At 42.3% G+C, this 13,184-nt stretch carries 13 protein-coding genes and 2 pseudogenes; 14 read left to right on the top strand and 1 reads right to left on the bottom strand.

The genetic code is table 11. From position 1 onward, the window contains the following. Positions 1-25 precede the first annotated feature (25 nt). The 4 genes and pseudogenes from FTU62_RS11680 to FTU62_RS17440 form a co-directional block, all read left to right on the top strand. On the top strand, positions 26-1,549 hold the full coding sequence (locus FTU62_RS11680) for an aromatic/alkene/methane monooxygenase hydroxylase/oxygenase subunit alpha (RefSeq protein ID WP_180102744.1): 1,524 nt from the start codon (positions 26-28) through the stop codon (positions 1,547-1,549). 68 nt (positions 1,550-1,617) lie between these two features. Continuing rightward, positions 1,618-1,980: a phenol hydroxylase subunit P4 gene (locus FTU62_RS11675; protein ID WP_180102743.1), complete on the top strand. Its 363-nt coding sequence runs from the start codon at positions 1,618-1,620 to the stop codon at positions 1,978-1,980. A gap of 11 nt (positions 1,981-1,991) precedes the next feature. Further along, positions 1,992-3,053, top strand: coding sequence for an NADH:ubiquinone reductase (Na(+)-transporting) subunit F (locus tag FTU62_RS11670; protein ID WP_180102742.1), 1,062 nt, complete (start codon positions 1,992-1,994; stop codon positions 3,051-3,053). 47 nt (positions 3,054-3,100) lie between these two features. Continuing rightward, positions 3,101-3,295, top strand: a pseudogene (locus FTU62_RS17440) (hypothetical protein); the annotation flags it as partial. Positions 3,296-3,407: 112 nt separating this feature from the next. Here FTU62_RS17440 and FTU62_RS11665 read toward each other — a convergent pair. After that, positions 3,408-4,369 (bottom strand): annotated as a pseudogene (locus tag FTU62_RS11665) (IS30 family transposase). A 425-nt stretch (positions 4,370-4,794) separates the two neighbouring features. Between FTU62_RS11665 and FTU62_RS11660 the strand changes: the two are divergent. The 10 genes from FTU62_RS11660 to FTU62_RS11615 all read left to right on the top strand — a co-directional run bounded on the left by FTU62_RS11660 (position 4,795) and on the right by FTU62_RS11615 (position 13,151). After that, positions 4,795-5,679, top strand: a complete 885-nt coding sequence (locus FTU62_RS11660) for a transporter (RefSeq protein ID WP_180036995.1) — start codon at positions 4,795-4,797, stop codon at positions 5,677-5,679. A gap of 45 nt (positions 5,680-5,724) precedes the next feature. After that, positions 5,725-7,059 carry an acetamidase/formamidase family protein gene (locus FTU62_RS11655; protein ID WP_180102741.1) on the top strand — a complete coding sequence of 445 codons (1,335 nt, stop codon included), beginning with the start codon at positions 5,725-5,727 and terminating at the stop codon, positions 7,057-7,059. A gap of 110 nt (positions 7,060-7,169) precedes the next feature. After that, on the top strand, positions 7,170-8,372 hold the full coding sequence (locus FTU62_RS11650; RefSeq protein WP_180102740.1) for an aromatic ring-hydroxylating dioxygenase subunit alpha: 1,203 nt from the start codon (positions 7,170-7,172) through the stop codon (positions 8,370-8,372). Positions 8,373-8,383: 11 nt separating this feature from the next. Continuing rightward, complete coding sequence (locus tag FTU62_RS11645) at positions 8,384-8,737, top strand: hypothetical protein (RefSeq protein WP_180102739.1); 354 nt, start codon at positions 8,384-8,386, stop codon at positions 8,735-8,737. An 11-nt stretch (positions 8,738-8,748) separates the two neighbouring features. Next, positions 8,749-9,240: a nuclear transport factor 2 family protein gene (locus FTU62_RS11640; RefSeq protein ID WP_180102738.1), complete on the top strand. Its 492-nt coding sequence runs from the start codon at positions 8,749-8,751 to the stop codon at positions 9,238-9,240. 34 nt (positions 9,241-9,274) lie between these two features. Continuing rightward, a complete protein-coding gene (locus tag FTU62_RS11635; protein ID WP_180102737.1) occupies positions 9,275-10,546 on the top strand; it encodes a styrene monooxygenase/indole monooxygenase family protein in 1,272 nt (423 codons plus the stop codon). After that, positions 10,533-11,057: a flavin reductase family protein gene (locus FTU62_RS11630; protein ID WP_180024911.1), complete on the top strand. Its 525-nt coding sequence runs from the start codon at positions 10,533-10,535 to the stop codon at positions 11,055-11,057. The genes FTU62_RS11635 and FTU62_RS11630 overlap by 14 nt, the downstream gene beginning before the upstream one ends. Beyond that, the gene (locus tag FTU62_RS11625; RefSeq protein WP_180079181.1) at positions 11,054-11,824 is read left to right on the top strand and encodes an SDR family oxidoreductase; all 771 of its coding nucleotides are present in this window, start codon (positions 11,054-11,056) and stop codon (positions 11,822-11,824) included. The genes FTU62_RS11630 and FTU62_RS11625 overlap by 4 nt, the downstream gene beginning before the upstream one ends. Continuing rightward, entirely contained in the window at positions 11,821-12,153 is a 333-nt protein-coding gene (locus FTU62_RS11620) for a non-heme iron oxygenase ferredoxin subunit (protein WP_180079182.1), read from the top strand. The genes FTU62_RS11625 and FTU62_RS11620 overlap by 4 nt, the downstream gene beginning before the upstream one ends. A 5-nt stretch (positions 12,154-12,158) precedes the next feature. Next, positions 12,159-13,151, top strand: coding sequence for a 2Fe-2S iron-sulfur cluster-binding protein (locus tag FTU62_RS11615; RefSeq protein ID WP_218948619.1), 993 nt, complete (start codon positions 12,159-12,161; stop codon positions 13,149-13,151). Positions 13,152-13,184: the final 33 nt, after the last annotated feature.

The raw sequence follows: 13,184 nt of genomic DNA, 5'->3' as shown, positions 1-13,184 counted from the left end.
ATCAAAACAATAAAGGACCTTAGGTATGAATTCTAAAATTAATGCAATTGGCAAAAAACTGAATGCCAAAGACCGTTACCGTGCACTCACGCGTGATCTGGACTGGGAATTTTCCTATGCAGACCGTAAAGAAGCATTTCCTTATGAAGAATTTGAAGGCATTAAAATTACGGATTGGTCGAAATGGGAAGATCCATTCCGTCTAACCATGGATGCCTACTGGAAATATCAAGCAGAAAAAGAGAAAAAGCTGTACGCAATTTTTGATGCTTTTGCACAAAATAATGGTCAGTTGAATGTCACCAACGAACGCTATTTAAATGCCATTAAACTGTTTTTAACTGCTGTAACGCCATTGGAATATCAAGCCTTCCAAGGTTATGCCCATGTAGGACGTCAGTTCAGTGGTGTGGGTGCACGTATTGCGTCCCAAATGCAGTCCATTGATGAACTGCGTCATGTGCAAACGCAGATTCATGCGATGAGCCATTACAACAAATTCTTTGATGGCTTCCAAGATTGGTCACACATGCATGACCGCGTTTGGTATTTATCTGTACCTAAATCATTCTTTGAAGATGCGCGTTCTGCAGGCCCATTTGAATTCTTACTGGCTATCAGTTTTGCCTTTGAATATGTGTTGACCAACTTGCTGTTTGTACCCTTCATGTCTGGTGCTGCCCATAACGGCGATATGGCAACCGTCACATTCGGCTTTAGCGCGCAGTCAGATGAAGCTCGTCATATGACACTAGGACTGGAAATTGTCAAATTCCTACTGGAACAGCATGAAGACAACGTGCCTATCGTACAGGAGTGGATTGATAAGTGGTTCTGGCGTGGCACTCGATTGCTGTCAATTGTTGGCATGATGATGGATTACATGCTGCCAAACAAAGTTATGTCATGGAAAGAGGCATGGGAAACGTATTTTGAAGAAGCGGGTGGTGCGTTATTTAAAGACCTGAGCCGCTACGGCATTCGTATGCCGAAATACTCTGAAGTCATTGAAAAAGAAAAAGAGCACGTGTCGCATCAAGCATGGTGGATTTTCTATAACTTTGGACATGCAGCCGGTTTCCATACATGGATTCCAACTGATGAAGAAATGGATTGGCTGTCAGAAAAATATCCAGACACTTTTGACAAGTATTACCGTCCACGCTGGGAGTTGGCACGTAAGATGGAAGCGGAAGGTAAACGTTTCTATAGTGCGGGCTTGCCACAGTTATGCCAAATCTGTCAGGTACCGATGACCTTTACTGAAATGGATGGCGACCAAACCATGTTCAGTTACCGCAGCAGTGTCTATAAGGGCGAGCGTTATCACACTTGTTCAGATGGTTGTCATGACATTTTCGAACGAGAACCGGAAAAGTATGTTCAAGCGTGGTTACCCGTGAATCAAATTTTGCAAGGCAACTGTGGTGGCCCTGATCTGGAAGTGATGTTACGCGAATATTATCGCTTTAATGTCGGTGCAGACAACTTAGACATTGAAGGCTCTCCAGATCAAGTACGCTGGAAAAAATGGAAAGGTGTGGCGTAAGTCACGGGCTGGGGATAGCCCTAAAATGGGCTATCCGGCTTCCTCATGGAATTTAGGAGTTTAGGGATATGCCAGTAAAAGCAATTAACAACCAATACGATTTTGAACCACGTGACTTACAAAAACACTATGGTGACAACATACTGATTTACGTGGGATGGGATCATCACACCCTATACTGTGCGGCACATGCCATATTGGCATCCTCACAACAAAGCTTTCAGGATTTAATTGATCAACAGATACAAGGTGGTTTCGATCAACATCCTGAATTTACTGAAATTGATTGGTCAAAAGTCGAATATTTGTTAGATGGTCAGCCTTTCCAACCGAAACTGGATCAAAGTTTGGCAAGTCAAAATATTGGTCATAAATCACTATTGCGCTTCATTACACCTGGGCTGGATGGCTACCAGCATCGTCATGTTTAAGGAGCGATGAAATGATTTATCAAGTCACGATTGACCCGATTGGAACCACCATCGAAGTCGAAAAAGATCAAACCATTTTGGATGCAGCATTACGTCAAGGAGTCTGGTTGCCATTTGCTTGTGGTCATGGCACCTGCGGTACATGTAAAGTGCAGGTGACAGATGGATATTATGATGTTGGTGAAGCTTCTCCATTTGCATTAATGGACATTGAGCGTGAAGAAAATAAAGTTCTAGCATGCTGCTGCAAACCAGAATCAGATATGGTCATTGAAGCCGATGTTGATGAAGATGAAGACTTCCTTGGTTATCTAGTCGAAGATTTTCAGGCTGAAGTTATTGAAATTCAAGAGCTTTCACCGACGATTAAAGGCGTGCGTTTAGCCTTAGATCGTCCAATGCAATTCCAAGCTGGGCAGTACATCAATATTCGGTTACCAGGAATTGAAGGTACACGTGCATTTTCGATTGCCAATTCACCGAGTGAGGAAGACATTGTTGATTTGCATATCCGTCAAGTCCCTGGTGGTGCAGCGACAACCTATGTTCATGAATCATTAAAGACTGGCGATCAGCTAGAAATTTCCGGACCGTATGGACAGTTCTTTGTACGTAAGTCTGATACGAAGGATATGATTTTTATTGCAGGTGGTTCGGGCCTATCTAGTCCCCAATCAATGATTCAAGATTTATTAGAACAAGGTGATAACCGTACCATTTATTTATTCCAAGGTGCACGTGATGTTGCGGAACTTTATAACCGTGAAATATTTGAAGGTTGGGTAAAACAATATCCGAATTTCCGCTATATACCAGCCTTGAATGCCCCGAAGCCCGAAGACCAATGGGAGGGATTTACCGGATTTGTACATGAAGCCGTAGCAGATTATTTTGAAAATAAATGTTCTGGTCATAAAGCTTATTTGTGCGGTCCACCACTCATGATTGACGCTGCGATTTCAACCTTAATGCAAAGCCGATTATTTGAGCGCGATATCCATACAGAACGTTTTTTAAGTGCAGTTGATGGTGCCGCTGACCAATCCAGATCAGCATTGTTCAAGCATATTTAATCTATTCAATTATTCTAATTTTTTGCTAGAGCAGTTGATACATCATTCTGTCTCACTGCTTTAGCTCACACTTATTCAAGGAAAAGAGTAAGAACCATCAAAACATCGAAAAATTAGTGAAAAGAATTAATGTAGATACTGCCAATGGTCAAGTAGATCAGCGTGTTCAGCAGGTGGTAGTGCGTTTAGTTTCAGATTTATTTAAGGCTATTTAAGATCTAGACTTGCAACCTTCTGAAGTATGAAAAGGTATAGAATATCTGACTGATGCAGGCCAAGCCAATGAATTGATGTAAAATTAAAGTTAGTAAATAAATAATTTAAAACATATACTTAATAATAAAAAAGGCGGATTCAAGCAGCAAGTGCAACAGTATAAAAACCAGCCATAACTTCACTTGGCATATACCAGCCTAGTGTTTTTCTAGGACGATGGTTAAGTGAAAATTCTATCTGCTCTATTTCATCGTTTGACACGTCATCAAACGATGATGATTTTGGCAGATATTGCCGGATTAAACCATTCGTATTTTCATTTCTAGCTCGCTGAATAGACTTGTAAGGATCAGCAAAATAAGTATCTATGCCGACATCAGTAATTCTTTTGTGTTCGGAAAATTCTTTTCCATTATCAAATGTCACACTATAAGCATGGCTCATTCGCAAACGAGCTAATGCACAAGTAATCGTTTTTGAGGATTCTCTCGTTGGCCCTAAATGAACAATATGTACGTACAGGCTCTTTCGTTCAACGAGGGTTAATAAAGCTCCTTTAAGATGTTTACCAATCACCGTATCACCTTCGAAATCTCCTAAACGTTTTCGCTGATCAATGGCTTGGTCTCGGCAATGAATACTTTTTTATCAATGATTTGCCCTCTACGATCCGTGTTTTTGTAACCTCGTTTTCGATATTTCTTCTGATGCCTTAAGTGTAGATAGAGTTTATCTCCTTGTGATATATCTTGATAAATGTGTTGGTAGATCCACTCATGTGAAGGTACATCCAGCCAACAGCGTTGTGTTAAAGCACCTGAAATTTTTTCTGGCGACCAGTCCAAGCCAATTAAGTAATCAATATAAGCGAAGGCAAATGCTGTTATGGATGATGAAGGATGGTACCGTCTTTGACTTGCAAATTTCACTGCCTGTTGAGCTCTATATCCACGTTGCCCAGTATTTCTTTTTAACTCACGGTAGATGGTTGATCGTGAACGCCCTAACTCCCGAGCAAGGCTAGCGATTGAACTTTTACTTTTCAAAGTGGCATAAATTTCGTATCTTTCATCTTGAGAAAGTTGGGTGTATTTCTTCATTGTGTGCTTTCCAATTGCGAGTTGAAAAAGTCTAATGATTCTATGAATACACCTAACTTTTTCAACTAACTACAAATGTATCGCACTTGTGATTTGAATCCACGAAACGATTAAAAAAATTTTTAAAGAAGTTTTGGGTTTTATCTGGACATTTTATTGGGAGAAATAATTTCCAAAAAAATCAGGTGTGGTTCAGTTATTCATTGCTAATCATAGGTATATCTACCTATACAAATAAGTATTCTTATAAATTCTGTCAGTTTTTTTCTTATCACATTACACGATTTTGACTATTACTCCTTAGCTTTTGCCTGATAAAAGCACAGATTCATCCTTATATTTTCCTGCCATGTTTCAGGTCTAGATTAAGTCATGAGCTTAAAGTCCGATAAACAAAGAATTTAGAAATTAGGGGAATGCTGTAAATGGTAAGAAAATATCTGAAAACAGTGGCATTGACCACATGTCTTTTCAGTAGTGCAAGTTTAGCGCTTGCCGCTGAAAATGGCGGAAGTGCTTATCCTGATGGAACAGAGAGTTTTTTTGGTGGAGCAATGCCACCACCTGGGATGTATCTCGTCAGTTATAACCAATACTACAACGCAGATAAATTTAAAAATGATCATCCAGTATTTGATGATTTTAAAATTGATACTTTTGCCACAGTTGCTCGTGGTGTCTATGTCAGTGACAAAACATTTTTAGGCGCGACATGGGGCATGCATGCATTCCTTGTATATGCCCATGCAGATCTTACATTAGGTGGTCGTCAAGATGATCACATGGCAATGGGTGATCTCATTATCGATCCATTCTTATTGGGTTGGCATAAAGGAGATTGGCATGTAGCGACAGGTATCGACTTTTATATTCCAGTTGGCTCTTACAACAAAAATAGACTCGCGAATATTGGACGTAACTATTACACCATTCAACCAATTATCTCGACCACATACTTAAATAAACAAGGTATCGAAGTCAGTACAAAGTGGATGTACGACATCAATTTCGAGAATAAGGATACCAAATATGAATCGGGCAACGCTTTGCATGTCGATTACTTAGTCGCGAAACACATGGGACCTTTGGCGGTTGGTGTTGGTGGTTATGTACATCGTCAGATTGAAGGTGACTCAGGTGAAGGTGCTGTTTTAGGTGACTTTAAAGCTAAAGCAGCCAGCATAGGTCCGCAAGTTCGCTATCAATTCCCTAAAGGGTATGCAATCGCAGCGAAATATCAAAAAGAATTTGATGTTGAAAACCGACCAGAAGGTCAGAAGTTCGCAATTGATATCACCATCCCATTTTAAAACATTGTTACCTAAACATTAGAGCAAGCATATAGAGGTAAGGCCATGAAAATTGAGAATCAAGAATATGCAGCAGGCAGTGCTGGAGCTGTCGATTATTTAGTGGTGAATGAGTTTTCAGGCGGTATTGTGGGACCAAGCCAACGTATGCTGGGACCTTTAAAAAATGGTGGAACGTTAAAAACAGGCACACCGCCTGGCTGTTGGGGTCCAATGATTACACCTGCATTCCAAGGTGGCCATGAAGTGACACTCCCTGTTTTTATTGAAGGTGCAGAGGTAGGTGATGCTGTCGCTTTAAAGATTAAGGATATGCATGTCACTTCTACAGCAACCTCATCGGGTGTGATGCAATTTGTTGAAGGGCGTTATAAAGGCGATCCGTTTGTTGCGAAATACTGTGAAGCATGTGGTACAGAGCAACCAGCAAGTTATGTAGAAGGAATTGGTGAAGATGCGATTCACTGTAAAAACTGTGGGGCAGAAGTCAGTGCTTTTCGCTTTTCACATGGTTATGTGATTGTGTTGGATGAAGAAAACAAAGTGAGCTTGACGGTCAATCAAGAGATTGCCAACAAGTTAGCAGGCAATGCCAATGAGCTTTCTGCACTGCCTGAACATGCAGCTCAACATTCAATCTTGTCGCTTGCACGTGCTGATATGCCTGGGGTTGCTGCGCATATGCGTCCATTCCTCGGAAATATTGGTACGACACCTTCACGTGACTTACCAGACTCTCACAACTGCCACGACTTTGGTCAGTATTTGATTGATGCACCTCATAAATTCGGAATGACTGAAGAAGAACTTATCGCAGCCAAAACAGACGGGCACATGGATACCAATTCGATTCGTCCAGGCTGTATTTTGATTTGTCCTGTGAAAGTACCAGGTGCAGGTGTCTACATGGGGGATATGCATGCGCAACAAGGCAATGGTGAAATTGCAGGACATGCCACGGACGTTTCAGGCGAAACAGAATTACAAGTGGAAGTGATTAAAGGCTTAACTATTGATGGTCCAATTTTGCTTCAAGCACCAGATGACTTACCACCAATGGCACGTCCATTTACCAAGGAAGAGCGTGAAAAAGTGAGAGCTTTAGGTGCGCGTTGGGGACAAACTGAAATTGAGGAAAGTGGTCCAATCACATTTATGGGAACAGGTAAGAACCTCAATGATGCAACGGACAATGCTTTAAATCGAGCGGCAAAAATCACAGGTTTAAGTGTGGATGAGGTCATGAACCGTTGCACCATCACAGGCTCTATCGAAATCAGTCGTTTACCAGGAATGGTACGTGCAACCTTCTTATGCCCAATGCCAATTTTAGAAAAACTCGGGATCGCAAACTTAGTTCGCGAACATTACCAACTTTAATTCATCACGTCATCGGCGTTGGATTGGCGTGTTTCAAACGCTGTTCGTAAATAAGCATGAAATTTACTGAACTTAAAACTTAGAAACGAAAACTTGAACAGGAATGTCATATGAATAGTAATGCAAAACTCCGTTGGGGCGATTTATATCCAGAACTTGGTATTGAGCCGATTCCAACCGAACCATGTATTTCGCCAGAAATCTATCAGGAAGAAATTGAAAAAGTTTTCTCAAAAGTTTGGCTGAAAGTGGGCCGTGTAGAAGAGATACCAAAGAAAGGTGACTACAAAGTTAAACGCTTAGATTTTGCTAAAACCTCAGTCATTTTAATGCATGGTAAAGATGGTGAAATCCGTGGATTCCACAATATTTGTTCACACCGTGGTAACAAAGTTGTGGTGGAAACAGGCAATGAAACCTTTGGTTCTAGTAAAGCCGCAGTCGTGACATGTCGTTTCCACGGTTGGGTTTACGATGCTAAAGGTGATTTGGTCAACGTACCGGAAGAAGAAAAATTCACATCTTGCTTTGACAAAGGTCATAACGGTTTAGCACCAGTACGCACCGAAGTGTGGGAAGGTTTTATTTTCGTCAATTTGGATAATGATGGCACTCAATCGGTAGAAGAATTCTTAGGTGGTATGGGACAGCATTTAGGCGGTTATCCATTCCATGAAATGGAAGAATGCTTTGCCTATAACACCTTATTAAATTGTAACTGGAAAGTCGCTCATGACGCATTTGCTGAAGCCTATCACGTTACAACCATTCATGCTGGCTCTTTCCCGAATGTCTTTGCTTCAGGCCTACAGGAAGTACAGTTGTTTGGTGATCACCGTACCTGTGCAGTGTGTCTGACCAAGAATGCCAATCCAAAACCTGCTGCAGCATTGTCGGGCGAGATTACAGGTGCCTCTTTAGTCAATCACTATGAACGTGTTCAGTTACCAAAAACAGTCAATCCAAATGATCGTGATGACTTCTCGTTTGAATTATCTGTCATTTTCCCGAATATCTTGGTGCATGTGACTGAAGGTGTATGGTTCACCCATCAGTTCTGGCCGGTCGGTCATAACCAAACACGTTGGGAAGGTCGTTATTACATTCCTAAAGCGAAAACTTATTCGGAGCGTTGGGCACAAGAATTTGCACAAATCTTACAACGTAACGCTTGGTTAGAAGACACTGCAACAATGGAAGATACTCAAGCAGCTCTTGAATCTAAAGCGAAAAAAGTGATGCATCTCCAAGATGAAGAAATCTTGATTCGTCACGGTTACCACGTTCTTGAACAATATTTAAATCGCGCATAAGGAGAATGCACATGTCAAACATCATTTCACAATTGCCTGCTGACTTTGCAAGCTTAGAACCTTTTGTCGCGAAATGGGCTCTAGGGACATCGAAACAACGTCATGCAGCACGCTTAAATTCGACTACAGCCGAACTGCAAGCTTTTTACGATGCTATTTTGCCTGAAATGCGCAAGCTCCTTGCAGCACTTGACCAATACGCTTTAGGCACATTGCCTGAAGATCTCCATAAATTGTATTGGTTAAGCCTGAGTTTCGCTGAAGTTGCTCCACATATTGAGCTTTATAAAGGTTCAGTGGGTGTGCCGTATGCATTTGAAGAAAACCGTTTCATTTATGAAACAGGCAACATAGTTAACGTTTAAAGGAATGTCTGATGAGCCAGCACAATCTAGAACAGCGTTTGCATTATCTGGAGGCCTGCGAGGCGATTCGTGGCCTGATCGGTCGCTATGCAACAGCGGCTGATCAGCGCAACAATTCAGCCATTTTACAGCATGTATTTCATGAGGATGCCATATGGTGTGCAAATGGTTTTGGAGAATATCAAGGACGCCAAAATATCTTGAATGCATTGTCAGAGATTGCAGAAGCACAAGTGCTTTGGAGCTTACATATCATGGCGATGCCAGATATTGAAGTCATTGATCAAAATCATGCAAACGCGTCATGGATGCTTTGGGAAGTCTGTAATTTAGCCGAGGAATCAACAACAGCCGCAACAGATCAAGTTAAACCTGCAACGACCTGTTGCTTAGGTGGATTTTATAAAACAGAAGTAAGTCGGAATGAGCAGGGTGAATGGAAATTTGATCGTGTCGAATTGAATTTGACCTTCAATCAACCTTATCCGAACACAGCAATATAGGCACTGTATCAGTACGGCCTAAGGGGAATTCAAGATGAGAAAAATCGCAATTATCGGTGGTGGACAAGCAGGCTTATTACTCGCGTTCTCGCTACTCGAAAATAAATATGATGTCACTTTATATGTAGATCGCCCTGCGGATGAATTGTTACACGGTCGTATGGTCAGTACCACGATGTTCTTCGCTAATACATTAGAGTTTGAACGTAAACTTGGTTTGAATTTCTGGGATGGTAAAGCCCATCATGGTCAAGCGATTCATGTAGATTTCCGTGGTCCAGATGGTTCAATTGTATTGCCACTTACAGGATTTTTACATCAGAACAAGGGTATCGCGATGGATCAGCGAACCAAGTATCACCGTTGGTTAGAAGAATATCCACGCCGTGGTGGCAAGTTGGTTATTCAAAATGTTAGCCCAGAAGACTTGCAAGTCATTAGTGCTGAAAATGATCTGACAATTTTGGCAGCAGGTAAGGGCAATATCACGAGCCTATTCAAACGCAATGAAACACGTTCAGTGCATCAAACGCCGCCACGTAAATTGGCTGCTGCACTCGTAGTCGGTGATGATTTGTGTGGTCCAAATAGTTGGGAAGGTCAACCATCTCAGACTTTGCATTTTAATTTTGTTGCAGGTGCAGGCGAATACTTCAGTATGCCGTTCTATAGTCACACGCATGGTCCATGTCGTAGTTTCTTATTTGAATGTGTACCGAATGGTCCAATGGATATCTTCGATGATGTAACATCTGGCGAAGAAATGGTCCAACGCATGAAAGAAGCGGTTGCCAAATTAACACCAGATCAAAGCTTCCGTATGGTCGATAATATGGAATTAAGTGATCCAAACGCATGGCTCAAAGGTGCATTCCGCCCAGAAGTTCGAGATCCTGTTGCAACCTTAGATAACGGTGCAAAAATTTGGGGGATTGGAGACACTGTCATTGTAAATGATCCAATCGCAGGACAAGGCGCAAACAATGCAACCCGTATGGTGGAGCATTATTTAGCTGCGATTTTAGCACGAGGTGATGAAGACTTTAGTGCAGATTGGATGACAGAAGTATTCGAGCAATTCTGGGAAAAGTCAGGTCGCTATACGACTGAATTCACGAATCTATTGTTAAATCCACCAAGTGAGAGCTTATTACAAGTATTAACTGCAGCCTCGCAGAACCAAGCGATTGCGGATGACTTTATGGGGCATTTCAACAACCCATGCGGTTTCTGGCCAGCCGTAGATGGTGCAGAAGGGGCTAAAGAATATCTGTCACGTGAGGAGTTTCAACATGCAGCTGCCTGAAGTTTTGTGGCAGGACGTTGACCTAGCTGAAGCTAAAGCGCTTCGGCAGGCCTTCGGCGGTTTTGCCACTGGTGTCGCGATTGTCACTTGTCTAGATGAACAGCAACAACCTGTTGGTCTTACGATTAATTCTTTTAGCTCGGTATCTCTTGATCCTGCGCTGGTGCTCTGGAGTCTAGTCAATCATTCACCAAGCCGTACAGTTTTTGAAAATTCAGAATACTTTGCCATCAATATTCTGGGAGCCGATCAGCAAGAAATCGGACTCAATTTTGCTAAGCCAATTCCAGACAAATTCCAGCATGGGAGCTGGAATCTTGAAACTACTAAAGCACCGCTACTGGAAGGTTGCGTAGTGCAGTTTATCTGCCGCCGGGAACAGCAGATTGAAGCAGGTGATCACCAGATTTTCTTGGGGAAAATTGAACAGTGCCGACATAGCAATCAACGCCCATTACTGTTCTGCAAAGGGCAATTTACCGAATGGCCACAATACAAGGAGGTTTCATGACCAATCTGAATAATAAAGTGGTTCTGGTCACTGGGGGCGCAACTCACATTGGCCAGGCAGTAGTCAAAGAATTAAAAAGTTTGGGGGCGGACGTCATTATTGCTGACATTAACGAAACTCAAGGCAAGCAGGTGGCAGCTGAAACCCAAAGTCGTTATGAATATTTGGATCTTGCCAGTGATGACAGCATTCAAGCTTTAGCTAGTAAACTAAATCAACTAGATATTTTAGTGAATTTGGCCTGTCTGTATGAAGATCATGGCTCACAATCTACACGTAACGATTGGCAAAATACATTTAATGTGACCGTGTTTGGTCATGCAGCTTTGGTACAGGTATGTAGACCATTGCTGCAGGCCAGCAATGATGGGGCTGTCATTAATATTAGCAGTGTTAGCGCCCGCATTGCCCAAAAAGAGCGTTGGGTTTATCCAGCCTCTAAAGCAACCTTAGAACAACTGACCAAAAGCATGGCATTGGATTTGGCTGCTGATGGTATTCGTGTTCATGCTTTATCCCTCGGATGGACCTGGTCGGTGCCGATGCAGATGATTTCAGGTAATGACCGTCCTAAAACTGATCGAGTTGCAGGCCGTTTCCATGTGCTAGGCCGTATTGCCGATGCTGAAGAAGTGGCTGAAGCCTTAAGCCTATTATGTAGCCCGAAAGCGAAACTGCTGACCGGCAGTGTGATTCATGCTGATGGCGGTTATCACACTTTGGGGCCTGAAGCGACAGATTCACCGATTGAGGAGTTAAGCAAATGAATATCAAAATGGCCAATATTGCAGAAAAATTTCTTTGCCTGACTTCCGATATTGAACAGGGTGAAGGTTTACAGGTGATTATTGAGGGATATCCGCCATTGGCGGTGTTTCACCTAGAAGATGGCGAATTTTATGTCACTGATGATACCTGTACCCACGGTGATGCTTCATTGGCTGATGGTGAAATTGATGGCTGTGAAGTGGAATGTCCGTTTCATGCTGGTGCTTTTGATATTAAAACCGGTGAACCTTGTGGAGCACCTTGCACCATCCCATTGAAAACTTATCAGTCTATCGTTCGCGAAGGTCGGGTTTATCTTGTGGAGTGATGCTGATGTACAAAATCCAAATTGAAGGGCAAGGGGAATTTCATTGTGCAGCAGACGATGTGCTGTTGCGCGGTGGCCTTCGTCAAGGTCTTGGTTTACCTTATGAATGCAATGCTGGTGGCTGTGGGACTTGTAAAATAGAAGTGCTATCTGGTGAAGTAGATAATCTATGGGCTGAAGCACCTGGATTGAGCGATCGTGATCGCCGCAAAGGCCGTTTTTTGGCTTGCCAATGCCGACCTAAATCTGATTGTGTTATTAAAGTCCGTTTGGATGAACAATGCACGCCTAAAATTCTGCCAAAACAACAGGCCGTCAAGCTCAAATATGTACAGCCGATTACACACGATATTTTAGAAATCCATTTGCAGTCAGAGAAACCAGCGCAGTTTATTCCAGGTCAATATGCTTTGCTTTCAGTAAACCAGCAATTATTACGTGCTTATTCGATGTCGAATTTGCCGAATGATGAAGGCATGTGGGTATTCCAGATTCGCCGTGTAGTAGATGGCAAAATGACCAATCTGCTATTTGATGAGCAACAGCGACAAAGTGCTGTGATTCAGATCGATGGCCCATATGGTTTGGCACATTTACAAGAGCAGCCACGACCAATTGTTTGTGTCGCTGGTGGTTCAGGTCTAGCACCGATGTTGGCAATTGCCCGTGGAGTCGCAGTTAATCCACAACTACAAAATCATAAGGTATGGTTCTTTCATGGTGGACGTGAACAGCGTGATCTACTGACAGAAGATCAGTTAAGGGATTGGACTGAATTAGGTTCACGCTTGAATTATGTTCCAGCAACTTCATCTGAATTGATCGAAGGTATTCGATCAGGCTTTATTCATGAAATCATTCATGATGTTTTAGGTGAGCAACTGATCCAACATGAAATATACTGTGCTGGGCCACCGCCAATGGTAAAATCTATTGAACAAATGGCGTATCAGGCAGGTATTCCACACCAACAAATTCATTTTGATCGTTTCTTTTAATCGAAGATATTATTTTTCTCCCGCTCAGGCGAT

It is taken from the genome of Acinetobacter sp. YH12126, from assembly GCF_013418745.1.
In the GTDB taxonomy this organism is placed as follows: Bacteria; Pseudomonadota; Gammaproteobacteria; order Pseudomonadales; family Moraxellaceae; genus Acinetobacter; species Acinetobacter amyesii.
The sequence above is the reverse complement of the archived record's forward strand: the minus strand, read 5'-3'. Positions and strand labels throughout refer to the sequence as shown.

Bases quoted from the DNA above. Each gene is read 5' to 3' on its own strand.
- FTU62_RS11680 (WP_180102744.1), top strand. From the start codon at position 26: ATGAATTCTAAAATTAATGCAATTGGCAAAAAACTGAATGCCAAAGAC.
- FTU62_RS11675 (WP_180102743.1), top strand. From the start codon at position 1,618: ATGCCAGTAAAAGCAATTAACAACCAATACGATTTTGAACCACGTGAC.
- FTU62_RS11670 (WP_180102742.1), top strand. From the start codon at position 1,992: ATGATTTATCAAGTCACGATTGACCCGATTGGAACCACCATCGAAGTC.
- FTU62_RS11660 (WP_180036995.1), top strand. From the start codon at position 4,795: ATGGTAAGAAAATATCTGAAAACAGTGGCATTGACCACATGTCTTTTC.
- FTU62_RS11655 (WP_180102741.1), top strand. From the start codon at position 5,725: ATGAAAATTGAGAATCAAGAATATGCAGCAGGCAGTGCTGGAGCTGTC.
- FTU62_RS11650 (WP_180102740.1), top strand. From the start codon at position 7,170: ATGAATAGTAATGCAAAACTCCGTTGGGGCGATTTATATCCAGAACTT.
- FTU62_RS11645 (WP_180102739.1), top strand. From the start codon at position 8,384: ATGTCAAACATCATTTCACAATTGCCTGCTGACTTTGCAAGCTTAGAA.
- FTU62_RS11640 (WP_180102738.1), top strand. From the start codon at position 8,749: ATGAGCCAGCACAATCTAGAACAGCGTTTGCATTATCTGGAGGCCTGC.
- FTU62_RS11635 (WP_180102737.1), top strand. From the start codon at position 9,275: ATGAGAAAAATCGCAATTATCGGTGGTGGACAAGCAGGCTTATTACTC.
- FTU62_RS11630 (WP_180024911.1), top strand. From the start codon at position 10,533: ATGCAGCTGCCTGAAGTTTTGTGGCAGGACGTTGACCTAGCTGAAGCT.
- FTU62_RS11625 (WP_180079181.1), top strand. From the start codon at position 11,054: ATGACCAATCTGAATAATAAAGTGGTTCTGGTCACTGGGGGCGCAACT.
- FTU62_RS11620 (WP_180079182.1), top strand. From the start codon at position 11,821: ATGAATATCAAAATGGCCAATATTGCAGAAAAATTTCTTTGCCTGACT.
- FTU62_RS11615 (WP_218948619.1), top strand. From the start codon at position 12,159: ATGTACAAAATCCAAATTGAAGGGCAAGGGGAATTTCATTGTGCAGCA.